The following is a 22289-nucleotide window of genomic DNA, read 5'->3' on the forward strand; positions in this document are numbered from 1 at the left end:
GGGGCACGGTGATCCTGCGCGGGAAGGGGGGCAAGGAGCGGGTGGTCCCGGTGGGGCGTCCGGCCTGCGATGCGGTCGGCGCCTACCTGGTGCGCGCCCGTCCCGCACTGGCGGTCCGGGGCGGCCCGGCGTTGTTCCTCAACGCCCGTGGCGGCCGTATCACCCGGCAGTCCCTGTGGAACGTCGTGGCCGCCGCCGCGGAGCGGGCGTCGGTCGGCACCGACGTCTCGCCGCACTCCTTCCGCCACTCCTTCGCGACCCACTTGTTGGACGGCGGCGCGGACATCCGGGTGGTCCAGGAGCTGTTGGGGCACGCCTCGGTGACCACGACGCAGGTCTACACCCTCGTCACCGTCGACACGCTCCGCGAGGTCTGGGCCGAGTGCCACCCCCGGGCACGGTAACGTGACCGGGGACCGGCCTGAGCGCAGGTGACGACGCAGCGAGAGGAGACGCGGGTGGCGCAGGACTCTGGGGCCATGGATCCCGCACTGTTCTCCCGCGCGGAACTGCTCGGCGCCGACGACCCGGCGGCCGGCGAGGGCTTCTCGGCGATCCCCGAACCGCAGCCGCTCACCTCGCACGGTCCCGCCAGGGTGCTCTCGATGTGCAACCAGAAGGGCGGGGTCGGCAAGACCACCAGCACGATCAACCTGGCCGCCGCCCTCGCGGAGTACGGCCGCCGGGTCCTCGTCGTGGACCTCGACCCCCAGGGTGCGCTGTCGGCGGGCCTGGGCATCCCGCACCACCAGCTGGATCTGACGGTCTACAACCTCCTGGTGGACAACACCGTGTCGACGGAGGAGGTGCTCGTCCGGACCCGGGTGGAGGGGGTGGACCTCATCCCCGCCAACATCGACCTGTCCGCCGCGGAGATCCAACTGGTCAACGAGGTGGGGCGCGAACAGGCTCTGGGCCGCGCGCTGTACCCGGTGCTCGACCGCTACGACTACGTCCTGATCGACTGCCAGCCGTCACTGGGGCTGCTCACCGTCAACGCACTGGCCTGTTCGGACGGCGTGTTGATCCCGATGGAGTGCGAGTACTTCTCGCTGCGTGGGCTCGCCCTGTTGACGGACACCATCGACAAGGTCCGCGACCGGATCAACCCGCGTCTGCACCTGACCGGGATCCTGATCACGATGTTCGACCGCCGGACGGTCCATGCCCGCGACGTCCTCGGCCGGGTCGTCGAGGTGTTCGGTGACCAGGTCTTCGACACCCTCGTCACCCGGACGGTCCGGTTCCCGGAGACCACCGTCGCCGGTGAACCCATCACCACGTGGGCGCCCAGATCTGCGGGTGCGCAGGCCTACCGGGCGCTGGCTCGCGAGGTCATCCAGCGCGGCAGGTGAGCGGGCCGGTGACCGGGGTCGGGCACCCGCCGGGGGACGACGCCACCGAGGTACCCGATCCGCGTGCGTTCACAGTCCACCTGACCAACTTCACCGGCCCGTTCGACCTGCTCCTGAAGTTGATCGATTCGCGTCGCCTCGACGTGACCGAGGTCGCCCTCCACTCGGTGACCGACGAGTTCATCGCCCACGCCCGCGAGTTGGGCCGGGAGGCGGGCCTCGAGGAGGTCACCGAGTTCCTGGTGGTGGCGGCCACGCTGCTCGACCTCAAGACCGCACGACTCGTGCCCTCCGGTGAGGTCCAGGACCTGGAGGATCTGGCCCTGCTCCAGGCGCGGGACCTGCTCTTCGCCCGGCTCCTGCAGTTCCGGGCGTTCCGCCAGGTGGCCGAGCTGTTCGCCGAGCTCGACAGGACCGCCCGCCACTCCCACCCGCGGACGGCGGGTCCGGACGAGGAGTTCCTGGACCTGCTGCCCGAGGTGGAGCTGGGCGTCGACGTGGAACAGTTCGCCACCATCGCCGCCGTGGCGTTCCGACCCCGGCCGGTGGAGGAGGTGGGGGTCTCGCACGTGCACACCCCGGCCGTGTCCGTCCCCGAGCAGGCCGCCCGCGTCCTGGAGTTGCTGAGGTTCCGGGGCCGGGGCCAGTGGGTCGACTTCCGGGAGCTGGTCTCCGGGTGCGGAGACTCCCTCGTCGTCGTCGCCAGGTTTCTCGCCCTGTTGGAGTTGTACAGGGCGCGCGCCGTGGCGCTCGCCCAGGACGAGGCGCTCGGTGACCTGTTGGTGAGTTGGACGGGCGAGGAGGCCGCCGAGGTGACACGCGGGAGGGACGAATGGACGTGACGGAGGGCGACGACATGCGTGCGATGGGGCCGGACGGGGACGACGACGAGCTCGACGAGCCCGGGGCCCCGCCGTTGCGGGCCCGACTCGAGGCGCTCCTGCTGGTCGTGGACCAGCCGACCGCCGAGGGAGCCCTGGCGGCGGCGGCGGGCTCGACGCCCGCGGAGGTGGCGGCCGAGCTGCGGGCGTGGCGGGACGACCTCACGAGGGTGGGCAGCGGGATCGATCTGAGGCGGACCGACGAGGGGTGGCGCCTCTACACGCGTCGGGAGTTCGCGCCGTACGTGGAGCGCCTCCTCACCGACGGCACCCGGTCCACCCTCACCCGGGCGGCACTCGAGACCCTCGCGGTGATCGCCTACCGGCAACCCGTCACACGGTCGCGCGTGGCGGCCGTCCGCGGGGTCAACGTGGACGGCGTGATGCGGACCCTCGTGGCCCGCGGTCTGGCCGTGGAATGCGGCACCGATACGGACACCGGGGGCATCCTGTATAGGACCACGGAGCTATTTCTGGAAAGATTGGGGCTGACGTCGCTCGACGAGCTCCCGGACATCGCCCCGTTGCTGCCGGATGTCGACCTGGTCGACGAGATGAGCGACGATCCCGCGGAGGACCCGCGGATACCCCTGGGGCGGCGCAGAACCGCTGCGCCCGACCCCGCCCATGAACACCAGAACGAAGAGATGTGACGCACTCATGACTGAGTCCGCTGGCCGAGACGGCTCACCGGTCCGCCTCCAGAAGATCCTGGCACAGGCCGGGATCGCCTCCCGCAGGGCCTCGGAGGACCTCATCGCCCGAGGGCGGGTGGAGGTCAACGGGAAGATCGTGCGCGAGATGGGCGTCAAGGTCGATCCCACCACGGCGGTGATCCGCGTGGACGGCACCCGGATCGTCCTCGACGACGACCTGGTCTACCTGGCGCTGAACAAGCCCCGCGGGTACCACACCACCATGTCGGACGACATGGGTCGGCCCTGTGTGGGCGACCTGGTCGCCGACCGGGTCGACGCCGGACAGCGGCTCTTCCACGTGGGCCGCCTGGACGCCGACACCGAGGGGCTGCTGTTGGTGACGAACGACGGCGAGCTCTCGCACCGTCTGATGCACCCGTCCTACGAGGTGTCCAAGACCTACATGGCCACCGTGACGGGGGTCGTCGGCAAGGGCGTCGGCAAGAAGCTACGCGAGGGCATCGAGCTCGAGGACGGCCCGGCCAAGGTCGACCAGTTCGCGATCGTCGACGTCCACGAGGGACGCTCGCTGGTCAAGGTGGTGCTCCACGAGGGGCGTAAGCACATCGTCCGCCGGATCCTCGACGAGGTCGGGTATCCCGTCGAGTCGCTGGTGCGGATCCGCTTCGGCGCCGTCGCGCTGGGCGACCAGCGCGCGGGGAGTTTCCGGAAGCTCAACCGTAAAGAGGTCTCGGATCTCTACGCCGCGGTGGGCCTGTGAGCGCGCCGGCCGGACCCGCCGGCGTCCCGCGGCGACGGATCGCGATCGACGGTCCCGCCGGTACCGGCAAGTCGACGCTCGCCCGGACGCTCGCCGAGCGGCTCGGTGGGGCGTACCTCGACACCGGTGCGATGTACCGGGTGGCCACGCTGCAGGTACTGCGCGCCGGGATCGACCCGGAGGACGCCGCCGCGGTGATCGCCACGTCCGCCGATCTGCCGATGGAGATCGGCACCGACGCGGGATCCGAGCGGATCCTCCTCGCCGGCGAGGACGTGAGCGACGAGATCCGCACCGCCCGTGTCACCGCGGGCGTCTCGGCGGTCTCCGCCGTCCCGGAGGTCCGGGCCAACCTGGTCGGGCTCCAGCGTCGCCTGGCCTCCGGAGGTGGCACGGTCGTCCTCGAGGGCCGCGACATCGGCACGGTGGTGCTCCCCGACGCCGAGGTGAAGGTCTATCTCACCGCGAGCCCGGAGATCCGGGCCCGGCGCCGGACCGAACAGGATCGCGCCGCCGGACGTGACGCCGACTACGACGAGGTGCTGGCCGCGGTGATCGAGCGGGACCGCAAGGACTCCACCCGCGCCGCGAGCCCGCTCCGGCCGGCCGAGGACGCGATCGTCATCGACACCTCAGACCTCACCCTCGACGAGGTGCTCGACCGGTTGGTCGCACTCGCGGAGGGCGCCGACGCGTCGCACGGCGACGCCGCAGAAGGGAACACACAGTGAGCAGCAACGAGGACTTCGACCTCCCCACGGGTCCGGTCGAGGAGACCGTCGAGGACGCGTGGAACGACGACACGGACTGGGACGCCGTGGCCGAGGAGTGGGCCGACGAGATCGGCGCCGAGATCGACGGGGTGGAGATCCTGCCCACCGTCGCCATCGTGGGACGGCCCAATGTGGGCAAGTCCACGCTGGTCAACCGGATCATCGGTCGTCGCGAGGCCGTGGTGGAGGACGTCCCCGGGGTGACCCGGGACCGCGTCTCCTATGAAGCCCTGTGGAACGGCCGCACCTTCATGGTGCAGGACACCGGTGGGTGGGAGCAGGACGCCAAGGGCATGCACCGCTCCATCGCGCAGCAGGCCGAGATCGCCATGGGCACCGCCGACCTCATCGTCCTGGTGTGCGACGGGAACGTGGGCATCACCTCGGCGGACGAGACCGTGGCCAAGAGCCTGCGCCGCTCGGACACCCCCGTGATCCTGGCGGTCAACAAGGTCGACAGCGAGAAGGCCGAGCTGCAGTCGGCCGAGTTCTGGGGGCTGGGCCTCGACCAGCCCTACGCCATCTCCGCCGCACACGGCCGCGGCACCGCCGACCTGCTCGACGAGATCCTCCGCCGGCTGCCCTCCAAGGCCCGGATGCGTGAGACGACCGACGTGCCGCGGCGCGTGGCGCTGGTCGGCAAGCCCAACGTCGGCAAGTCGAGCCTGCTCAACAAGCTCACCGGCGAGGAGAGGTCGGTGGTCGACAACGTCGCGGGCACCACCGTCGACCCGGTGGACTCGCTCGTCGAGTTGGGCGGCAAGACCTGGCGCTTCGTGGACACCGCCGGTCTGCGGAGGAAGGTCAACCAGGCCTACGGGCACGAGTACTACGCCTCGCTCCGCACCCGTGGTGCCATCGAGGCCGCCGAGGTCGTGGTGCTGCTGCTGGACGCCTCCGAACCGATCACGGAACAGGACCTGCGGGTCATCTCCATGGTCGCCGATGCCGGTCGGGCGTTGGTGATCGCCTTCAACAAGTGGGACCTGGTGGACGAGGACCGCCGGTACGACCTGGACAAGGAGATCGACAGGGAGCTGTCCAAGATCCTCACGTGGGCGTACCGGGTGAACATCTCGGCCACCACGGGCCGTGCCCTGGCCAAGCTGGTGCCGGCGATGGAGGGCGCACTCGACTCCTGGGACAAGCGCATCCCCACCGGTCCACTCAACACGTGGATGAGCGAGGTCGTGGCCGCCACCCCGCCGCCGATGCGGGGCGGGAAGCTCCCGCGGATCCGCTTCTGTACGCAGGCCACCACCCGGCCCCCCACGTTCGTGTTCTTCTCCACCGGATTCCTGGAGGCCGGCTACCGGCGGTTCCTGGAGCGGCGGCTGCGCGAGACCTTCGGCTTCGACGGTTCTCCGGTCCGAGTGAACGTGCGCGTCAAGGAGCGCCGACAGCGCAAGTGACCAGGCGATTGGAGCGCTGCGACAGGCGTGCGCTAGTCTGATCCAGTCGCCGCGCGAGACGCGGTGGCGGGCGGGCTGTGGCGCAGCTTGGTAGCGCACTTGACTGGGGGTCAAGGGGTCGCAGGTTCGAATCCTGTCAGCCCGACAGAGACAAACCCCAGGTCAGAGGAATCTGACCTGGGGTTTCGTCGTTTCCGGAGCGGATACTGCTGGGCACGCCGTCGCCGCGGGTCACCCACCTGAGCGGAGGCACCTCTGACGCCGTCCGTTCATCGGCGCCGGCAGCTCTGCGGGGAGAGGCGGCTCAGATCGCGCCCTCCGCCGCGTTCGTGATGGGGCTGCGGCCGACGGCGAGCCAGACGCCGGTGACGGCGAGCCAGATCGGCATGAAGATCCCGGGGAGGCCGGGGACGCCGGACGCGACCACGGCGCCGAGAGCTCCGATAGCTGTCACGGCGGAGAACGTGCCGAGGATGAGGGAGACGCTGCGATCCATCCACGCCATCCAGGCCAGGGCGAGGGCGGATGCGATGAGCCCGGTCCAGGGGATGTATGCGCCGAAGTCGGTGAGCATGTAGTAGACGAACAGTCCGTCCTCGTCGTACAGGCCGGCTTCCGGGCCGAGGTAGTTGGCCAGGGCGCCGCGCCACCCGTAGCCGAGGATGAGCGCGCCGGCGCTCGCGATCAACCCGATGGTCACGGCGAACGCGGCGGTCGAGCGGAACGCGAGGGGCTCGACGTGTCGGCGCCAGGCGGCAGCGAAGAAGACCAGGGCGAGGATCGAGACGAGGCCGGCGAGGAAGCCGATGCGCGCCAGCGTCGGGTCGAGGCCGATCATGTCGGCGGGGACGACAACGTGGTCCCTGTTGTGGGCGATCGCCTCTGTTTCGGCGTCGGGTCGAAGGTCTGTGGCGACTGTGCCGATCGTTCCCGCGATACCGGACAGCACGGCCCAGAGGGGCCACGCGGTGATTCGGACGCGAGCTTTCGAGGCGGCGGAGCGTGTCGGGGAGTTGTCGAACTCGGGTGTAGAGGACATGACTCTTCCTTCTCCGGGGGTGCGCAACCGAATCGTCGGGAAGGTGGTCCGGGACGCGGGAGGCGGACCCGCTGGGAAGGTCAGAATATCTGGTCAAAGGCTGTTCCGGAGGTGGCCCGGTGTGGCCGTCGAGGAGATCGAACTGCTCCGCGACTCCGGCACGGAAGCCGCACTCGGTGGGAACGCTACGAGCGCCCTCGGTATGGCACGCTACGAGACAGCGGCGATCCTCCGTCGCGGCGACGTGACCGAGCAGTTGGCGGTCATCGGCGTCTACAACGAGGCGTTCCTCACGTCACGCGTGATGTGGAATCTGAGGGGTTGATCGACGCATGGTGATGGTCGGATCTCCACGCGGCCGTCTCGCCGCCGGGTCGGTGGTGGTGGCGCTCGCCGCGCTTCTCATCGGATGTTCGGGTGATTCCCCGTCGCCCGGCGACCCCGGGGCGTCCTCGTCGCGGTCACCGGCCTCCGCCGACAGCTCTGCGGCAGAGAGCGCGGACGAGCGGTATGGGAGCTTCGATGCCGTGGAGGCGTCAGGCGCGGGCGAGGCGGTCGTCCCGCTACCCCCCGACGTCGCGGACGCGGATGGCGGAATCGTCCGGATGACCTATGAGGGAACCGAACCACTAGTTCTGTGGAGTCTTGATGCCGAGGGCGAGAAACAGATGATCCTCATCGACGGCGTGATCGAAGCGAACACCGCCGACCGGGGGACCTTTGACGGCGAGTCGATGTGGTGGCCGGCGAATCCCGCTCCGCACGGGCTCGGGGTCGAGGGGGACGGCGTGTGGGAGCTCTCGGTGGTGCCGGTGTCGTCGGCCCCGCCGCTGGCGAGCGGGGGACGAGGCACGCGGGTCTTCCTGTACGACGGGGAGGGCGGTGTGATCACGGGGAGCCGAGCAGACACCGCTGTCGGGATGGCGGTCACTGAGTTCTCCCTGCCCCGCTCGGGCGGGACTCCGAAAAATGTGGTGACCACCCCCAGTGCCGATGCAGAGTTCGGCCTCGATCTGGCTCCCGGGCCCTCGGTGCTCATCGTGTCGCACCGTGACGAGTGGACGATCAACCTCACGGACGAGGGGTAGTAGTACCGCACTGACCGATTCCGCGCCTGGGGGCGGAACACCGGTGATTAGATGGGATCTCCTCCACCGGTGTGCACGTAAGGGGTGACGATGACCGAGATCACGATCGGCAGCGCGGTGGGCGCTCCGGAAGCCCCGGCCCGGTTGGATGCCCGTCGCTTCAACCGCCACACCTTCTGGTGCGGGCAGAGCGGCAGCGGGAAGACCTACGCGCTGGGGGTGGTCCTGGAACAGCTGTTGCTGCACACCGAGCTCCCCATGGTCATCCTCGATCCCAACGCCGACTTCGTCAGGCTGCCCGAAGCCCGCGACGAGGCCGGTGCGGCCGAGGTGGCCCGGCTCGCGGAGCTCGACATCAGGGTCTTGCGCTCCTCGGAGGGGCCGGGGGAACGGCTGCGCGCCCGGTACGTGGACCTGTCCCCGGCGTCCAAGGCCGCCTTGTTGCAGCTCGATCCGATCGCGGACGCGGAGGAGTACAACGTCCTCCTGCGCACCAATGTCCGCGCGGAGGACTTCGACTCGGTGGAGGCGCTCGCGACGCTCCGGGCCTCGTCCGACCCGGGGGAGGTCCGGCTGTCCTACCGGATGGAGAACCTCCAGGTGCTCGAGTGGGATCTGTGGTCCCGAGGCGCGGGTTCGGTCGTCGACGTGATCGGTCAACGGCCCCGCGCCACGGTGATGGATCTCGGCGGCTTCACCCACCCGGCCGAATCCAAGGTGGCGGCGTTGGCCCTCGTGGAGCACCTGTGGTCGAGGCGCGAGGATCGCGAGCCGATCCTCATCGTGATCGACGAGGCGCACAACGTGTGCCCGCCCGATCCGCAGACCGACGTCGAGCGGGCGCTCACCCGTCAGCTGGTCCAGATCGCCGCGGAGGGCCGGAAGTTCGGGCTGTGGTTGCTGCTCTCCACGCAGCGACCGAACAAGATCCACCCCAACGTCCTCTCGCAGTGCGACAACCTGGGTCTGATGCGCGTCAACTCGCCCAGAGACCTCATGGAGCTGGCGGAGGTGTTCGGGTTCGCCGGCGAGGATCAGATACGGCGATCGGCCTCGTTCGCGCAGGGCCAGGCGCTCTTCGCCGGGGGCTTCGTCTCCGAGCCGACATACGTGCAGATGGGCAGGCGGATCACCGAGGAGTCGGGTGGGGACGTCCGGGTCCCACTACGCGACGACGGGTGAGGTGACGCTCTCTCCCGGATTCCCGTGCGCAGGCGTCACACCAGCGCCGCGAGTCGCTTCTTGCGCAGGTTCTGGGTGACGATCCACTCGACGTCGCGGTCGTCCGTCGGGAGGTCACGGAAGGCGGCCAGGCCGGGTTCCGGATCGGCGGCCACGGCGATACTCCAGCAATAGCCCAGCGCCTGGCGGAGGTTCCGGGCTGCAGGGCTGGTCCGCAGTGCCGGCGGGAGCGCCACGAGGTGGCGTGTACATCGTCGGCACACGTCGACGGCGACGGCCGCCGCCGGGGCGGTGCGCAGCAGTCGCGGTTCGCAGATGGCGACGACGGCGACGCGCTGGACATACAGCTCGGGATCGTCGGCCCACCTCCGGACTATCCCCCTCACCACATCGGGGAAGTCGTCGCCCAGGAGCTGGAGACCGATGGCGACGTCCTCCCGCACCCGCCACCGGTCATCCGTCGCGAGCGCCCGGGCTCCGGCCTCGCACTCCGCGCTGCCCGCTCTCAGCCCGAGAGCCGCGGCCGCGCACATCGCGGGGTACTCGCCGCCGTCGGACATCATCGCCTCGATGGCGCGGCCGTCCGCGAGTCTCGCGGCGACGGTGAGCAACGAGAGGTCGGCGCGAGGTCCGGGGAGACCGGAGCGCGCCGACAGGTACTCCGGCCACAGCTCTGGTTCCATCGCCCGTAGTTCGGCGGTCGCTGACTCGGCGGATCGCATTGGCCGACGGTACTCCCTGACCAGGGAACCCCGGGGGAGTACGGCGCCGCTTCTCACCCGCTGACGGCCCCGGTGATCGACCTCGGCCGCCGGTCGCGACACCGCCCAGGCCGGGAGGCGACCGCACCGTGCGCGTGCCCGCGGTGACGGTGCGTGGCGAGCAGGTGGGTCAGAGCGGTGAGGTGCGGGAACTCCACCATCATGCCGATCACGATCGCGGCCGCGATGGCGGGGTGATCAGGCAGCGCGATCGTGGTGACCGCCAACATGAGCGGGGCGTTGCGGGCGGAGGTGGTCATGGTGAGCAGTGCGTGCTCGGGGTGGCTGAGGCCGAATCCCCGGGCGATCGCCTCGCCCACGACGTAGACGACGACGAAGAAGAGGAACACCACGAGGAGCACCCGGCCGAACGCGGAGGGGTCGGACAGGATCGTGCCCACGTTCGCGGCGAACAGGAACACGATCAGGGCGGCGAGGATGACGGGCACCGCACCGTCGGCGGCATCGATGACCCGACCGCGTGTGGAGCGTGGAGCGACCAGGCGTAGAGCCCCTCGCAGGGCGACCGCGAGCACGGCCGGCATCACGAACCAGATGATCAGCGCCGGGCCGGCGGCCGACACGGTGTTCACGACCTGGTGTCCGGCGAACACCCCCAGCCACACCGGGTAGAGCGCCAACTGCAGGACGAGCTGGACGGGGATGAGTGCCGACCCGGCCGCGGTGTCTCCTCCGGCCATGCGGGTGAACCCCAGAAACCAGTCGGTACAGGGGGCCAGGCAGTAGATCAGTATCCCCCACACGCAGGGCGTCGTCCGGGATCAGCACCGAGGTCAGCGCGAACGCGACCACCGGGATGAGCAGGAAGTTCATGGCGACGGCCAGGAACGCGATCCGGGGCACCCGGCGTCGATCCAGCAGGCCGCCCGAGGGAAGGGTGAAGAAGATGACAGCCACCAGCAGCATGACCAGGTGGTCCACGGCTCCCCCCAGCCGGTCCGCGATGCCCGGCCACCACGTCCCGGTCGCGCCACCGGCGATGATCGCGGCGAGGAAGAGTCCCGTGGCGGCGAGTGGCCGAGGCGACGCCCGATGCTCCGGAACGGAGCTCAGCACGCGCATTCCACTCCGCAGCACGACAGATCATCGGTGAGCATGCCGGCGGCCCGCCACGCCTCGAGGGCGGTGACGTCCTTACCCGCCCGGTCGCCGATGACCCGGGCGACATGGGCGAAGCGCTGCCGGAACTTGTAGACGAAGCAGAACTTCATCCCGCCGTGCCGGATGGTGGCCCCGGACAGGAACAACCCGGGGGTGAGGGTGGACTGGTCGTCCTCGTCGAGTTCGGGCCAGCCGTCCCCGCGGGACGCGAAGAGGTGCTCCACCGGGCCGAGCCCCGGTCCGAAACCGGTCGCCGCGATCGGGCGACTCCCGCTGGTCACCGTGCGGCCATCGCCCAGCCGGGTCGTATAGCCGTCCGAGGTCGGGGAGACGGCGACGGCGTGCGAGGCGACCAGGGTGAGCTTCCCGGTCGACAGTGCGGCGACCAGGCGCATCCGGGAGCGGGGAGCGAGCCGGAACGACGGGTCGGAACCCGACCCTGCATCCCACGGCGACTGTTCGTCGACGATGGTCACCCGGGAACCCCGGCGGACGTGGTGGCAGGCGATGTCGATGCCCGACTCGTATCCGCCGATCACCACGACGTCACCCGGGCGTGACTCCCAGGCGGCGGCCCCGCTGCTGTGATCGAGCAGCGGGTGGCCGGCGATCCGCGGAGCCACGGGGTCGCCGAACTCGCCACCGGCCCACACCAGTGACCGCGCCAGGACCGGACCGCGAGAGCACCGCACCTCGAAGCCGCCGTCTCGAGGTGTCACGGAGGTGACCTCGGTCCCCTCGAGCAGGGGAAGGGCGAAGTGCGTGGCGACACCGCGCAGGTATGTCGCGTACTGGCGCCCTGTGGGGTAGTCGACCCCGAGACTGAACGCGGGAGAGGTCTCCGGGTGCACGGAGTTGAGGTCCGTGGCCCCGAAACCGTTCCCGGTGAAGGAGGGGGTGAGGAACGTCTGCTCGGCCGGCCAGTCCAGGAAGGTCTGCCCGATCGCGCCCCGGTCGACGACGCCGAAGACGAGGTCGTCGACCGCGGCGAGTGCGAGTGCGGTGCCGATCCCGGCGGGGCCTGCGCCGATGACGAGGGCATCGAGCATCGGGGGTTCTGAGGTCGCGGCAGTCCCTTTCCTGCGGCACACAGCTGTGCGGCCCGCGGCGGGCGGGCCCGCGACCGGCGATCGGACGACGCCGATCACCCGCCTCCGCGGCTTATTGGCAATCGTTGTCAATAAGCCTACACCCAGGGGTCCTGCGGCCCCGAGTTCTGCGGCCCATAGTCCGTCGAGCGGAGTCCGTCGACCGGGGCCGATGCCGTCGCCGCGTCAGGCGTGGTTGTCGAGGAGGTGTGCGGCGGTGTCGATGCACTGCAGTGCGGCCTCGTTGTCGACGCGGGTGAGCGCGAAGGCCGCGACGATCATGGCGGTGCAGGCGTCTGCGAGCCGGGCGTTGGCCTCCGGCGCGTGCGTGGGGCGGTGGGCGACGACGCCGCGCCCGATGGCCGAGCGCAGCTCCTGCCGATACGCGGCGACGACCTCGCGCACCGCCGAGTCCCGCGCTATCGGCGCGTTCGCCGAATTGATGAGAAGGCACCCGTTCGCGGACGCCGGGGAGCTCTCGTCGAGGAACGCGTGTCGCAGCCTGGCGAGGTACTCGACGATCGCGTCGGGGGCGACAGCGGTCGCGGTGAGCGGCCGGAGTAGTGGACGGACGACCTCGTCGAGGTAGCTGTCGACCGCCGCGTCGAAGAGGCCGCGCTTGCTGCCGAAGGCGTTGTAGATACTCGACCGGTTGAGGCCGGTGGCGCTCTCGAGGGCGGGGATCGCCGCGTCCTCGTAGCCAGACTCCCAGAAGACCTCGCGAGCGCAGCGCACGGCGGCGTCGGTGTCGAATCCCTGCGTACGACCCATGGTCGGCCTCCTTTTTTGAAACGTCCGGTCTAGTATATATTGAAACGATCAGTTCAGAACCTATCCGCGCCCCTCGATCCGACAAGGTCACACCATGCTCATCGTCTCCCTGGTCCTCGCCGCCCTCGCGGCGCTGATCCACGTCGTCATCTTCGCGCTCGAATCACTCATGTGGACGAGCGCACGTGCCCGCCGGATCTTCGGCACGAGCCTCGACGAGGCGCGCGCCACCCAGCAGCTCGCCTTCAACCAGGGGTTCTACACCCTCTGCCTCGCGATCGTCACGGCTGCCGGCATCGCGTTCGTCCTGGCCGGCCCGCTTCCCGTGGGTGCCGCGCTGCTGTTCGCGGGTGCCGGTTCCATGGCCGCGGCGGCCCTCGTCCTGTTCCTCTCCGCGCCCGACAAGCGGGGGGCGGCCCTCAAGCAGGGCGTGCTCCCGCTGCTCTCGGTGCTCGCGCTCGCGATCGCTCTCTAGCGGCCCGCTCCGTCACCCCGTTCCCCACCACCCATCCCGACCACACCCGGAAGTAGAACCATGACCGACGTCACCAGCACCGTCACCAGTACCCATATCCAGCTCGCCGCGCGCCCCTCGGGGTGGCCGACCCACGAGGACTTCCGCACCACCACCGTCAGCTACGGACCACTCGAACCCGGTCAGGTCCGGGTCTCGAACCTCTACGTCTCCGTCGACCCCTACATGCGGGGCCGGATGAACGACGTGCGCAGCTACACCGCCCCTTACGCCGTCGGCGCGACCATCACCGGCGGCGCGGTCGGCCGCGTCACCGCATCCACCGACGACTCCGTCCCCGTCGGGAGCGTCGTGTCGCACCAGCACGGGTGGTCGGACATCGTTCAGGCCGACGCATCGACCTTCACCGTCGTGCCCGAGCTCGACGGAGCACCGCTCTCCCTGTACCTCGGCATCCTCGGCATGACCGGGTTGACCGGTTACGTGGGGCTCACCGCGATCGCCAGCCTGACGCCGGGCGACACGGTATTCATCTCCGGTGCCGCAGGCGCGGTCGGGACCGCGGCGGGGCAGATCGCCCGGCTCCTGGGCGCCGGTCGCGTCATCGGATCGGCGGGATCTCCCGAGAAGGTGCGTCTGCTCACCGAGAAGTACGGCTTCGACGCGGCGCTCGACTACAAGGACGCGCCCGTACGCGACCAACTCGGCGCACTGGTGCCGGAGGGCGTCGACGTGTACTTCGACAACGTCGGAGGCGACCACCTCGAGGCGGCACTCGATGTGATGAACGACGGTGGGCGACTGGCCCTGTGCGGGGCGATTTCGGGGTACAACGACGAGGGTCGGACACCCGGCCCGGACAACCTGGCCAACATCATCGTCCGTGGACTGACACTCACGGGCTTCACGCTCGGCGGTCACCTCCACCTGAGCGCCGAGTTCGCCGAGCGGATGACGACGTGGTTCGCCGCGGGGGAGATCGCCTACGACGAGACCGTCGTCGACGGCATCGAGAACACCGTCGACGCGTTCCTCGGCATGATGCGCGGCGCCAACACCGGGAAGATGGTCGTACGGATCGCGCCCGAGCGGCGGTAACACCCCACACGTGGCACGCCGACGGATCCGCGCTCAGGTCGAGCGGGACGGCATCCGATCCCCGGAGGGGGCATCATGGCAGCATGAAGTCCATCGGCGGTGACCGTCGGAGCGGGGGAGAGGTGCTCGGGTATGACCAGTCACGATCAGGACGGTGACGGCGAGGACGCCCGTGCCCGCCTGATCCGCCACGTCGACGACCTGTGCGCGGGCACGGCCTCCTCGGGACCCGGAGAACTCTCCGATCGGGCGGCCCTGTTGGTGGCCTGTGGCCTCGTCGAACCACGCATCGTCAGCGTGGTGCTCGCGAGACTCCATCGGAATCTCCCCTTCCCCACCGTCGGCGGCTTCCACCAGCTGCGTGTGATCGAGGAACAACGTCACGACCTCAGGCGTCTGCTGGGCACCCCGTTGCCGTCGGTCCTGAGGGTGGCGTTGCGCACCCGACTGGCCGACCTCGACCGGAGGTACGTCTCGCTACGCACCGGGTTCACCCGGGGCGCAGGTGTGTTCGCGTATCGGATCAAAGACATCCGCGCAGACCGCAAGCGCGGGGTCCACCTGGACCCGGAGGACCGGGGTCGACTCTTCGACGCCCTCGCCTCCACGCCGACGAGGGCACCGGTGCCGATGGTGCCCAGGACGATGGTCGAGTTGGGCACGGCCGCGGCCGCCTACGGGCAGCGCGAGATGGGGCGGGTGGTCCTGCCGCACCGCGTCCAGGCAGTGGTGGAGTCGTTGCCCTCGCTCCCACGGATCCGGGCGGACAACCGCCGACTCCCCGAGATGTACACCGCGATGCTCATGGAGGTCGGCGGTCTGTACGACCGACTCATCCGGGCCTACGTCCGCGGCGGGCGGTCGGTGGAGGAGATCCGGTTGCAGTTCGACGCGGAGACCGAGGTGGTGGGGCTCGCCGGAGACCTCTGCCGGCTGCGGGAGACGGCGGCGACGCCGGGTGTCCCGCCCGCGCGTGACGGGTTCACCACCCTGACCGGTATGGGTGCGGCGATCGACGAGGTCTGGGCCGAGGTGGTCGAGCGGGCGGTCGCGTTCCGCGAACTGGTGGAGTCGGTGGAGACCCGCGCCGACGCCGCGGTGTCGGAGGCCGCGCGGCTCGACGACATCGCCCGCGAGCACGGTGTGAGGCCTCCGTCGACCGTGCACGCGCCCAGTCCCGCCGACCTCACGGCCGAGCACCTGGCCGCACGCGCCGGTGACCGGATGCTCTCCACCGAGGCCATGCGCAGGCTGCGCGGACAGATCGACCCTGAGCGCTGACGCGGAGACCAGCGGGGTGCGCCGCCGACACCGTCAGCCCCTGCGTACGGTGGCATCAACTGTTCTGTAGACCGGGAAGGACTCCACGCGTGGGATTCGCCAACCGCTTCTGGAAGCTGATGGGCTCCACCCAGGGCCGGGACACCTCGCGCGCGCAGAGTGCGGTCGAGGCGTCCCACGGGTTCGACGACTGGGCCTCGGGGATGGACGACGCCGAGTTCGCGGACGCCGCCCACGATCTGCAGCTCTTCGGCGAGTCCCCCGAGGACCTCGCACGCTTCCTCGCTCTGGCCAGAGAGGCCGCGACGAGGGCCGTCGGACTGAGGCCGTTCGACGTCCAACTCCAGGGAGCTCTGAGGATGTTCGCGGGGGACGTGGTGGAGATGGCGACCGGAGAGGGCAAGACCCTCTCGGGTGCGGTCGCGGCGGCGGGTTACGCACTCCAGGGGCACACCGTTCACGTCATCTCGGTCAACGACTATCTCGCGGCCAGGGACGCGCGGTGGATGGGGCCGATGTTCGAGCTGCTGGGGCTGACGGTGGGTCACGTCACCGAGTCGTCGTCCCGCGAGGACCGTCGCGGCGCCTACTCCTGCGACATCACCTACGGGTCCGTCTCCGAGATCGGTTTCGACGTGCTGCGGGAGCAGCTGGTCACCGATCCCGCGGACCTCATCGCGCCCACGACCGACGTCGCTCTGGTCGACGAGGCCGACTCGGTCCTCGTCGACGAGGCGTTGGTCCCGCTGGTGCTCGCCGGGTCCACCTCCGGGGAGGCGCCCACGGGGGAGATCCTCTCCGCGGTCCGGAAACTGCGACCGGGCCGCCACTACGAGACCGACTCCGAACGGCGCAACATCTTCCTGACGGACGACGGCGCCGAGGCGATCGAAGGCGAACTGGGGATCGGTGACCTCTACGACGAGGAGCATGTCGCCACGACGCTGGTGCAGGTCAACGTCGCACTCCACGCGTGCTTCCTGCTGAGGCGGGACGTGGACTACATCGTCCGTGACGGGCGGGTCCAGCTGATCAACGCCTCGCGGGGTCGCGTCGCCGAACTGCAACGGTGGCCGGACGGGCTGCAGGCGGCCGTCGAGGCCAAGGAGGGGGTCGCCGTCTCCGAGGCCGGTCAGATCCTCGACAGCATCACGGTCCAGGCGTTCATCGGCCGATACGACCGCGTGTGCGGGATGACGGGAACGGCCCTCGCGGCCGGGGCGCAGCTGCGTGAGTTCTACTCCCTCGGGGTCTCCCAGATCGACCCGAACACCCCCTGCGTCCGGGTCGACGAGGCCGATCGAACGTATATCGACGTCGACAGCAAGACCCGCGCCGTCGTCGAGCACATCGCCGCCGTCCACTCGACCGGCCAGCCGGTGCTCGTGGGTACCCACGACGTCGCGGAGTCGGAGGAACTCGCCGCACGACTGTCCGAGAAGGGCGTGGAGTGCGTGGTGCTCAACGCCAAGAACGACGAGGAGGAGGCGGCCATCATCGCCGAGGCGGGGGACGTGGGCAACGTCACCGTCTCGACCCAGATGGCGGGCCGCGGCACGGACATCAGACTGGGTGGGTCCGACGAATCCCGCCGCGACGAGGTGGTCGAACTCGGCGGTCTGCACGTGGTGGGTACCGGGCGGCACCGGACGGAGAGGCTGGACAACCAGCTGCGGGGGCGCGCCGGGCGTCAGGGGGACCCCGGTAGCTCGGTGTTCTTCGCCGCGATGGACGATCCGGTCGTGACCTCGGCCCTGGAGCCCGAGAAGATCCCCACCTCGCACGACAGGATCAGCGGGCTGCTCAAGGGCAACCGAGGCCGGGACGCGGTCGACCACGCGCAGCGCGTCACCGAGGGGCAGATGCTCGCGATCCACTCCAACACCTGGCGGTACAGCAGACTGCTCGCCGAGCAACGCGCCATCCTCGCCGAGCGCCGGGCGGCCCTCCTGGTCACGGAGAAGGCGTTCGAGGAACTCACCGCGCACGATCCGGCGCGCAGTGCCGAACTCGTGGAGGCGCACGGCCGCGATGCCGTGGTGCAGGGGTGCCGGGACATCATGCTGTGGCATCTCGACCGGGGCTGGGCCCGTCACCTGGAGACGATGAACGACGTCCGCGAGTCCATCCACCTCAGGGCACTGGGTCGGGAGAACCCTCTCGACGAGTTCCACCGGATCGCGATCGACCACTTCAGAGACCTCGCCTCGGACGCCGTCCGGGAGTCGGAGACCACCTTCGCCGAGATCGAGTTCACCGATTCGGGGGTGGATCTCGTCGCCAACGCTATGGCGCGGCCCACCTCGACGTGGACCTATATGGTCCACGACAACCCGATGGCGGCGGGTGGCAACGTCTTCTCCGGGATGATGTCGACCTTCCGATGAGTGCGGCGCGGGAGGGACGGCGTGAGACCGATCTGAGGGAATGGCGGACCGGCGAGGGCAGGGTCCTCGGTGCGCGCATCCCGCAACCGCGCGACGGACACCTCTCCGCCGCGGTGCCACCCGGCCTCGGGTACGAACCGCCGCCGCGTGACCCCCGGGTCAGCGACAGGTTCTGGACGCTTCCCAATGTCATCTCGCTGGCGCGCATCGCCCTGATCCCGGTGCTCGTGGTGAGCATCCTGGTCTGGGACGACCCGCCCCTGGCGCTGTGGCTCCTCGGTGCGTTGGTCGTCTCCGACTGGCTCGACGGCAAGATCGCACGTCTGTGGAACATGCGATCCACCTGGGGCGAGCGTCTCGACCCCCTGGCCGACCGCATCCTGGTGGCCGCCGTGCCCGTGGCCTTCGCCGTCGCCGGGTACATCCCCGTCTGGGTCGTGGTGGTCCTCCTGGTCAGGGACGCGCTGCTGGTGGGGACCGTGCCGGTGTACCGCCGGAGAGGGATCGAACCGGAGGTCACCTACCTGGGCAAGGCCGCCACGTTCGCGCTGTTCTGGTCCCTCCCACTGCTTCTCGCCGGGTTCGCGGGGGTCCCCGGAGGGGAGGCGTTCCTGATCCTCGGTGAGGCGTGTCTGTACTGGGGTGTGGGCCTCTACTCGTGGAGCGGCGCGATCTACCTGTGGCAGGCCTGGAGGATCGCCCGCGCCGTGCCCCCGCGCCGTCCCGGATCTACTGCAGTGGAGCCGTCCGGCGGTGTGTAATGTCGCCAGTTGTACACGCCAAGTGAGCCACGCGAGAAGGGCACGTCAGTGAGTGACCAGAACATCCCCGACCAGCTCCGGTACACCGACGAGCACGAGTGGGTGGAGCGGGTGTCCGACACCCGAGTTCGCATCGGCATCACCGAGTACGCGCAGTCCAAGCTGGGTGACATCGTCTTCGTCCAGCTCCCGGACGTGGGCGGGGAGACGGAGTCGGGTGAACCGTTCGGCGAGGTCGAGTCGCCCAAGAGCGTCTCCGACCTGTACGCGCCGCTGAGCGGGAAGGTCGTCGAGGTCAACACCGCCCTCGAGACGTCGCCCGAGCTGGTCAACTCCGACCCGTACGGTGAGGGGTGGATCGTCGTCCTCGAGATCCCGGACGTCGACGATCTGGAGACGCAGCTCGAGCAGACGCTGGACTCGGACGGATACGCCAAGATCACGGAGGGCTGAGGGGTAGGGACCGCCCCCGGCCCCGCGGCCGGACGGTCCGACATAGAATCGCAGGCACCGCATGGTGAGCCCCACGCCCGGGCTCGGACGAGGAGAGACGAACGTGACCGAGAACAAGAACATGCCCGAGGCGACCGCCGAGACCACCTCGGTGTTCCGCGCGGAGCTTCTCAACGAGTCCGATCAGCAGGCGGCTCAGTCCGAGCCCGCCGTCACCGGTGTCGAGGGACTGCCCGAGGGGCAGGCGCTCCTGGTGGTCAAGCGAGGGCCCAACGCGGGCTCCCGTTTCCTCCTGGACCAGGCCACCACGTCGGCCGGCCGCCATCCGGACAGCGACATCTTCCTCGATGACGTCACGGTGAGTCGTCGCCACGCGGAGTTCCGGAGCGAGGGCGGTACGTTCAACGTCGTCGACGTCGGATCCCTGAACGGGACGTACGTCAACCGCGAACCCGTGGACTCCGCCTCGTTGTCGAACGGCGACGAGGTCCAGATCGGCAAGTTCCGCCTCGTCTTCCTGACGGGTACGCCCGGGCAGTGACAGCCGCCGGACACGGCGCCACCGAGGAGGGACACCTCTCCATCGGCGGCGTCATCGCACTCCTGAGTCCGGAGTTCCCGGACCTCACGGTGTCGAAGGTCCGGTTCCTCGAGAACGAAGGACTGGTCACCCCCGAGCGGACCGCCAGCGGGTACCGCCGGTTCAGCGTCGGGGATCGTGAACGGTTGCGCTATGTCCTCACGGCGCAGCGCGACCGGTATCTGCCCCTCAAGGTGATCCGTGAGGAGTTGGAGGCGCTCGACTCCGCGATCGCGGACGGGTCCACGACCGCCCTGCTCCCGCGGCCCGGCGGGGACGGTGTGCCGGGGTCGACCCCGGACGATTTCCGCAGCGACACCGTTCTGCGCCTCACCCGTGAGGACGTGGTCGAGCAGTCGGGGGTGGACGCGGAGCTCGTCGGTTCCCTCGCGGACGCCGGGCTCATCGTGGCCGGCCCCGGCGGATTCTTCGACCCGGAGGCGGTCCTGGTCGCGCGGACGGCGCACGACCTCGCCGGCCACGGCGTGGACGTCCGTCATCTGCGGGGCTTCCGGACGGCCGCCGACCGGCAGACGGGCCTCATCACCCAGATCGCCGGCCCGGTGGCACGGCAGGGCGACGCGGATGCACGGGATCGCGCCGCCGAGTTGGCCCGGGAGATCGCCGCGCTGTCGGTCGCTCTGCACTCCACGCTCGTCACCGTGGCCGTCCGGCACGCGCTGGAGTCCTGACGCACGCGCCCCGGGACGGATCGGGGCTAGGCTGGACCCGTGGGAGAGGCGGAGGACATGGGAAAGAACATGCGAGAGGTGAACGTCGTCGGCATCCGTTTCGAGGAGCCGGAGTACGCACCAGTACTGATCCTGCACGAGAAGGACGGGGGGCGGTACGTCCCGATCTGGATCGGAGCGTCCGAGGCCGCCGCGATCAGTCTCCAGCAGCAGGGCGTGCAGCCGGGCAGGCCGCTGACCCACGATCTCGTGGCGACGCTCCTCGAGACCTTCGCCCATCCACTCGAGCAGGTGGAGATCGTGGGGGTGTCCGAGGGGACGTTCATCGCGGAGCTCGTCTTCGAGGGCACGCGGGTCTCAGCCCGGCCGTCGGACGCCGTCGCCGTGGCACTGAGGACCTCGTCCCCGGTCCTGGTCAGCCGTGAGGTGCTCGACGAGGTCGGGATCTCGCTGGTGGAGCAGGGCGAGGAGGAGGTGGAGGCGTTCCGTGAGTTCCTCGACCAGGTGAGCCCGGATGACTTCCTCGGTGGTGGAGACGCTCCGCAGGAGCCCGGCGGCCCCACGTCCTGAGCGCTGCGACCAGGTATTTCCGTCTCCACAGGAGCCACTCCAGCACCAGTGCGCAGGTCGCGGCCAGGTCTCAAGTTCAACTTGAGGTTGAGGTTTACCGCGTGTCCTATTGATCGCGGACCCTCGCGGGCCTAGCGTTGCTCCCAGTGAACTACACCGATGGTGTTCACGTGTTCAAGGATCCGGACTCGACAGAGTCCGGCACCGTGTCCCCGCGACAGCGGCGGCACCCCACAGCTTGAGGGAGCAATCGTGGCCGACCACACCCGGGATCCGGAGTCGTCCTCCACCGGTACGCACACGGAGGGTCTCTTCGGAGGCGACGTCGAGGCCACCCAGGCCACGTTCGACGAGGTGCAACCGGGACTGTTCCCCGACGACGGCATCCCGGACGGCACGAGTGGATACCGCGTGCCGATCGCCTGCCAGATCGCCGGCATCACCTACCGGCAACTCGACTACTGGGCCCGGACCGATCTGGTGGTGCCGTCGATCCGCAACGCCGCCGGGTCCGGCAGCCAGCGCCTGTACTCGTTCAAAGACATCCTCGTCCTCAAGATCGTCAAGCAACTGCTGGACACCGGGATCTCGCTGCAGAACATCCGGAAGGCCGTGGACCAGATCCGCTCCCGGGGAGTGAAGGACCTGGCCACCATCACCCTCTTCTCCGACGGTCGCACGGTGTTCGAGTGCACCTCGAAGGAGGAGGTCTTCGACCTCCTCCAGGGCGGACAGGGAGTCTTCGGTATCGGGATCGGTGGTGCGATGCGGGAGCTCGCCGGGTCGATCTCCGAGTTCCCCGCCGAGACCGTCTCCGCCGAGGACGTCATCGAGCCCCTCGAGGACGAGTTGGCGGCCCGTCGCCGCGCCCGCGCCTCGCGGCGTACGGGCTGATCGGAGGAGTCGTCTAGACTCGGCGGTGCGTTCACGCGACTCACGGGAGAGTCCCGCGGTATCCACCGCGGGCGCCGAAGGAGCAACTCCTCTCCGAGAATCTCTCAGGCACCCGGACCGTGTAGTCGTCGAACGCCTCTGGAGAGCGGTGGAACAGACCACCCGCCCACGGGGAAAGCGCGGCCCACAGGTGGGTCCCGTGAATCT

25 protein-coding genes, 1 tRNA gene and 1 riboswitch are annotated in these 22289 nt (G+C 69.7%); of the genes, 21 read left to right on the forward strand and 5 right to left on the reverse strand.

Going from position 1 to position 22289, the window contains the following annotated elements:
* The 8 genes from G6031_RS00410 to G6031_RS00445 form a co-directional block, all read left to right on the forward strand.
* A partial coding sequence (locus G6031_RS00410) for a tyrosine-type recombinase/integrase (RefSeq protein ID WP_182652087.1) occupies positions 1-404 on the forward strand: 404 nt, incomplete at its 5' end.
* Between the two features lie 75 nt (positions 405-479).
* Complete coding sequence (locus G6031_RS00415; RefSeq protein ID WP_182652105.1) at positions 480-1355, forward strand: ParA family protein; 876 nt, start codon at positions 480-482, stop codon at positions 1353-1355.
* An 8-nt stretch (positions 1356-1363) separates the two neighbouring features.
* Positions 1364-2197: a segregation/condensation protein A gene (locus tag G6031_RS00420; protein ID WP_095719363.1), complete on the forward strand. Its 834-nt coding sequence runs from the start codon at positions 1364-1366 to the stop codon at positions 2195-2197.
* A 23-nt stretch (positions 2198-2220) separates the two neighbouring features.
* On the forward strand, positions 2221-2889 hold the full coding sequence (scpB, locus tag G6031_RS00425; RefSeq protein ID WP_241737103.1) for an SMC-Scp complex subunit ScpB: 669 nt from the start codon (positions 2221-2223) through the stop codon (positions 2887-2889).
* Positions 2801-3655: a pseudouridine synthase gene (locus tag G6031_RS00430; protein ID WP_245847693.1), complete on the forward strand. Its 855-nt coding sequence runs from the start codon at positions 2801-2803 to the stop codon at positions 3653-3655. Before scpB ends, G6031_RS00430 begins: the two co-directional genes overlap by 89 nt.
* Positions 3652-4386 (forward strand): (d)CMP kinase, encoded by a 735-nt coding sequence (gene cmk / locus G6031_RS00435; RefSeq protein WP_095719360.1) that lies wholly within the window; start codon positions 3652-3654, stop codon positions 4384-4386. The genes G6031_RS00430 and cmk overlap by 4 nt, the downstream gene beginning before the upstream one ends.
* The gene (gene der, locus G6031_RS00440; RefSeq protein WP_095719359.1) at positions 4383-5840 is read left to right on the forward strand and encodes a ribosome biogenesis GTPase Der; all 1458 of its coding nucleotides are present in this window, start codon (positions 4383-4385) and stop codon (positions 5838-5840) included. Before cmk ends, der begins: the two co-directional genes overlap by 4 nt.
* A gap of 71 nt (positions 5841-5911) precedes the next feature.
* Positions 5912-5985, forward strand: a tRNA-Pro gene (locus tag G6031_RS00445).
* Positions 5986-6144: 159 nt separating this feature from the next.
* Here the strand turns inward: G6031_RS00445 and G6031_RS00450 are convergent.
* Positions 6145-6879, reverse strand: coding sequence for a hypothetical protein (locus G6031_RS00450; RefSeq protein WP_187701938.1), 735 nt, complete (start codon positions 6877-6879; stop codon positions 6145-6147).
* A gap of 121 nt (positions 6880-7000) precedes the next feature.
* Here G6031_RS00450 and G6031_RS00455 point away from each other — a divergent pair, with 121 nt between their 5' ends.
* The 3 genes from G6031_RS00455 (at position 7001) to G6031_RS00465 (ending at position 9149) form a co-directional block, all read left to right on the forward strand.
* A complete protein-coding gene (locus tag G6031_RS00455) occupies positions 7001-7204 on the forward strand; it encodes a hypothetical protein (protein ID WP_179525183.1) in 204 nt (67 codons plus the stop codon).
* Positions 7205-7217: 13 nt separating this feature from the next.
* Positions 7218-7967, forward strand: coding sequence for a hypothetical protein (locus tag G6031_RS00460; protein WP_182652088.1), 750 nt, complete (start codon positions 7218-7220; stop codon positions 7965-7967).
* 90 nt (positions 7968-8057) lie between these two features.
* The gene (locus tag G6031_RS00465) at positions 8058-9149 is read left to right on the forward strand and encodes an ATP-binding protein (protein WP_182652089.1); all 1092 of its coding nucleotides are present in this window, start codon (positions 8058-8060) and stop codon (positions 9147-9149) included.
* A gap of 35 nt (positions 9150-9184) precedes the next feature.
* On the opposite strand, the gene G6031_RS00470 is transcribed toward G6031_RS00465, so the two are convergent.
* From G6031_RS00470 to G6031_RS00485, 4 genes are all read right to left on the reverse strand, one after another.
* Positions 9185-9871 carry a HEAT repeat domain-containing protein gene (locus G6031_RS00470; RefSeq protein WP_182652090.1) on the reverse strand — a complete coding sequence of 229 codons (687 nt, stop codon included), beginning with the start codon at positions 9869-9871 and terminating at the stop codon, positions 9185-9187.
* 53 nt (positions 9872-9924) lie between these two features.
* A complete protein-coding gene (locus G6031_RS00475; RefSeq protein WP_182652091.1) occupies positions 9925-10611 on the reverse strand; it encodes a hypothetical protein in 687 nt (228 codons plus the stop codon).
* 369 nt (positions 10612-10980) lie between these two features.
* A complete protein-coding gene (locus tag G6031_RS00480; protein WP_182652092.1) occupies positions 10981-12081 on the reverse strand; it encodes an NAD(P)/FAD-dependent oxidoreductase in 1101 nt (366 codons plus the stop codon).
* A 225-nt stretch (positions 12082-12306) separates the two neighbouring features.
* The gene (locus G6031_RS00485) at positions 12307-12891 is read right to left on the reverse strand and encodes a TetR/AcrR family transcriptional regulator (RefSeq protein WP_182652093.1); all 585 of its coding nucleotides are present in this window, start codon (positions 12889-12891) and stop codon (positions 12307-12309) included.
* A 94-nt stretch (positions 12892-12985) separates the two neighbouring features.
* On the opposite strand from G6031_RS00485, the gene G6031_RS00490 reads away from it, so the two are divergent.
* From G6031_RS00490 to G6031_RS00535, 10 genes are all read left to right on the forward strand, one after another.
* Positions 12986-13366, forward strand: a complete 381-nt coding sequence (locus G6031_RS00490; RefSeq protein ID WP_182652094.1) for a DUF1304 domain-containing protein — start codon at positions 12986-12988, stop codon at positions 13364-13366.
* 60 nt (positions 13367-13426) lie between these two features.
* Entirely contained in the window at positions 13427-14464 is a 1038-nt protein-coding gene (locus G6031_RS00495; protein ID WP_182652095.1) for an NADP-dependent oxidoreductase, read from the forward strand.
* 132 nt (positions 14465-14596) lie between these two features.
* Complete coding sequence (locus G6031_RS00500) at positions 14597-15745, forward strand: hypothetical protein (protein WP_182652096.1); 1149 nt, start codon at positions 14597-14599, stop codon at positions 15743-15745.
* An 89-nt stretch (positions 15746-15834) separates the two neighbouring features.
* Positions 15835-18132 (forward strand): accessory Sec system translocase SecA2, encoded by a 2298-nt coding sequence (gene secA2 / locus G6031_RS00505; RefSeq protein WP_182652097.1) that lies wholly within the window; start codon positions 15835-15837, stop codon positions 18130-18132.
* Positions 18129-18893, forward strand: a complete 765-nt coding sequence (locus G6031_RS00510; protein ID WP_095718995.1) for a CDP-alcohol phosphatidyltransferase family protein — start codon at positions 18129-18131, stop codon at positions 18891-18893. Before secA2 ends, G6031_RS00510 begins: the two co-directional genes overlap by 4 nt.
* Positions 18894-18941: 48 nt before the next feature.
* The gene (gene gcvH, locus G6031_RS00515; protein ID WP_095718996.1) at positions 18942-19346 is read left to right on the forward strand and encodes a glycine cleavage system protein GcvH; all 405 of its coding nucleotides are present in this window, start codon (positions 18942-18944) and stop codon (positions 19344-19346) included.
* A gap of 121 nt (positions 19347-19467) precedes the next feature.
* The gene (locus G6031_RS00520; protein WP_176475132.1) at positions 19468-19887 is read left to right on the forward strand and encodes an FHA domain-containing protein; all 420 of its coding nucleotides are present in this window, start codon (positions 19468-19470) and stop codon (positions 19885-19887) included.
* Complete coding sequence (locus tag G6031_RS00525; protein ID WP_182652098.1) at positions 19884-20618, forward strand: MerR family transcriptional regulator; 735 nt, start codon at positions 19884-19886, stop codon at positions 20616-20618. Before G6031_RS00520 ends, G6031_RS00525 begins: the two co-directional genes overlap by 4 nt.
* A 69-nt stretch (positions 20619-20687) precedes the next feature.
* The gene (locus G6031_RS00530) at positions 20688-21188 is read left to right on the forward strand and encodes a bifunctional nuclease family protein (RefSeq protein ID WP_095719041.1); all 501 of its coding nucleotides are present in this window, start codon (positions 20688-20690) and stop codon (positions 21186-21188) included.
* Between the two features lie 252 nt (positions 21189-21440).
* Complete coding sequence (locus G6031_RS00535) at positions 21441-22082, forward strand: MerR family transcriptional regulator (RefSeq protein WP_095718999.1); 642 nt, start codon at positions 21441-21443, stop codon at positions 22080-22082.
* 33 nt (positions 22083-22115) lie between these two features.
* Positions 22116-22212: riboswitch (glycine riboswitch) on the forward strand.
* Positions 22213-22289: the final 77 nt, after the last annotated feature.

This window comes from Dietzia sp. CQ4, assembly GCF_014145125.1.
GTDB lineage: Bacteria > Actinomycetota > Actinomycetes > Mycobacteriales > Mycobacteriaceae > Dietzia > Dietzia natronolimnaea.

What these genes read in the sequence shown, in the direction of transcription:
- G6031_RS00415 (WP_182652105.1), top strand. Translation starts at nt 480, where the DNA reads ATGGATCCCGCACTGTTCTCCCGCGCGGAACTGCTCGGCGCCGACGAC.
- scpB (WP_241737103.1), top strand. Translation starts at nt 2,221, where the DNA reads ATGGGGCCGGACGGGGACGACGACGAGCTCGACGAGCCCGGGGCCCCG.
- G6031_RS00450 (WP_187701938.1), bottom strand. Translation starts at nt 6,879, where the DNA reads ATGTCCTCTACACCCGAGTTCGACAACTCCCCGACACGCTCCGCCGCC.
- G6031_RS00460 (WP_182652088.1), top strand. Translation starts at nt 7,218, where the DNA reads ATGGTCGGATCTCCACGCGGCCGTCTCGCCGCCGGGTCGGTGGTGGTG.
- G6031_RS00465 (WP_182652089.1), top strand. Translation starts at nt 8,058, where the DNA reads ATGACCGAGATCACGATCGGCAGCGCGGTGGGCGCTCCGGAAGCCCCG.
- G6031_RS00470 (WP_182652090.1), bottom strand. Translation starts at nt 9,871, where the DNA reads ATGCGATCCGCCGAGTCAGCGACCGCCGAACTACGGGCGATGGAACCA.
- G6031_RS00475 (WP_182652091.1), bottom strand. Translation starts at nt 10,611, where the DNA reads ATGGCCGGAGGAGACACCGCGGCCGGGTCGGCACTCATCCCCGTCCAG.
- G6031_RS00480 (WP_182652092.1), bottom strand. Translation starts at nt 12,081, where the DNA reads ATGCTCGATGCCCTCGTCATCGGCGCAGGCCCCGCCGGGATCGGCACC.
- G6031_RS00485 (WP_182652093.1), bottom strand. Translation starts at nt 12,891, where the DNA reads ATGGGTCGTACGCAGGGATTCGACACCGACGCCGCCGTGCGCTGCGCT.
- G6031_RS00490 (WP_182652094.1), top strand. Translation starts at nt 12,986, where the DNA reads ATGCTCATCGTCTCCCTGGTCCTCGCCGCCCTCGCGGCGCTGATCCAC.
- G6031_RS00495 (WP_182652095.1), top strand. Translation starts at nt 13,427, where the DNA reads ATGACCGACGTCACCAGCACCGTCACCAGTACCCATATCCAGCTCGCC.
- G6031_RS00500 (WP_182652096.1), top strand. Translation starts at nt 14,597, where the DNA reads ATGACCAGTCACGATCAGGACGGTGACGGCGAGGACGCCCGTGCCCGC.
- G6031_RS00510 (WP_095718995.1), top strand. Translation starts at nt 18,129, where the DNA reads ATGAGTGCGGCGCGGGAGGGACGGCGTGAGACCGATCTGAGGGAATGG.
- G6031_RS00520 (WP_176475132.1), top strand. Translation starts at nt 19,468, where the DNA reads ATGCCCGAGGCGACCGCCGAGACCACCTCGGTGTTCCGCGCGGAGCTT.
- G6031_RS00530 (WP_095719041.1), top strand. Translation starts at nt 20,688, where the DNA reads ATGCGAGAGGTGAACGTCGTCGGCATCCGTTTCGAGGAGCCGGAGTAC.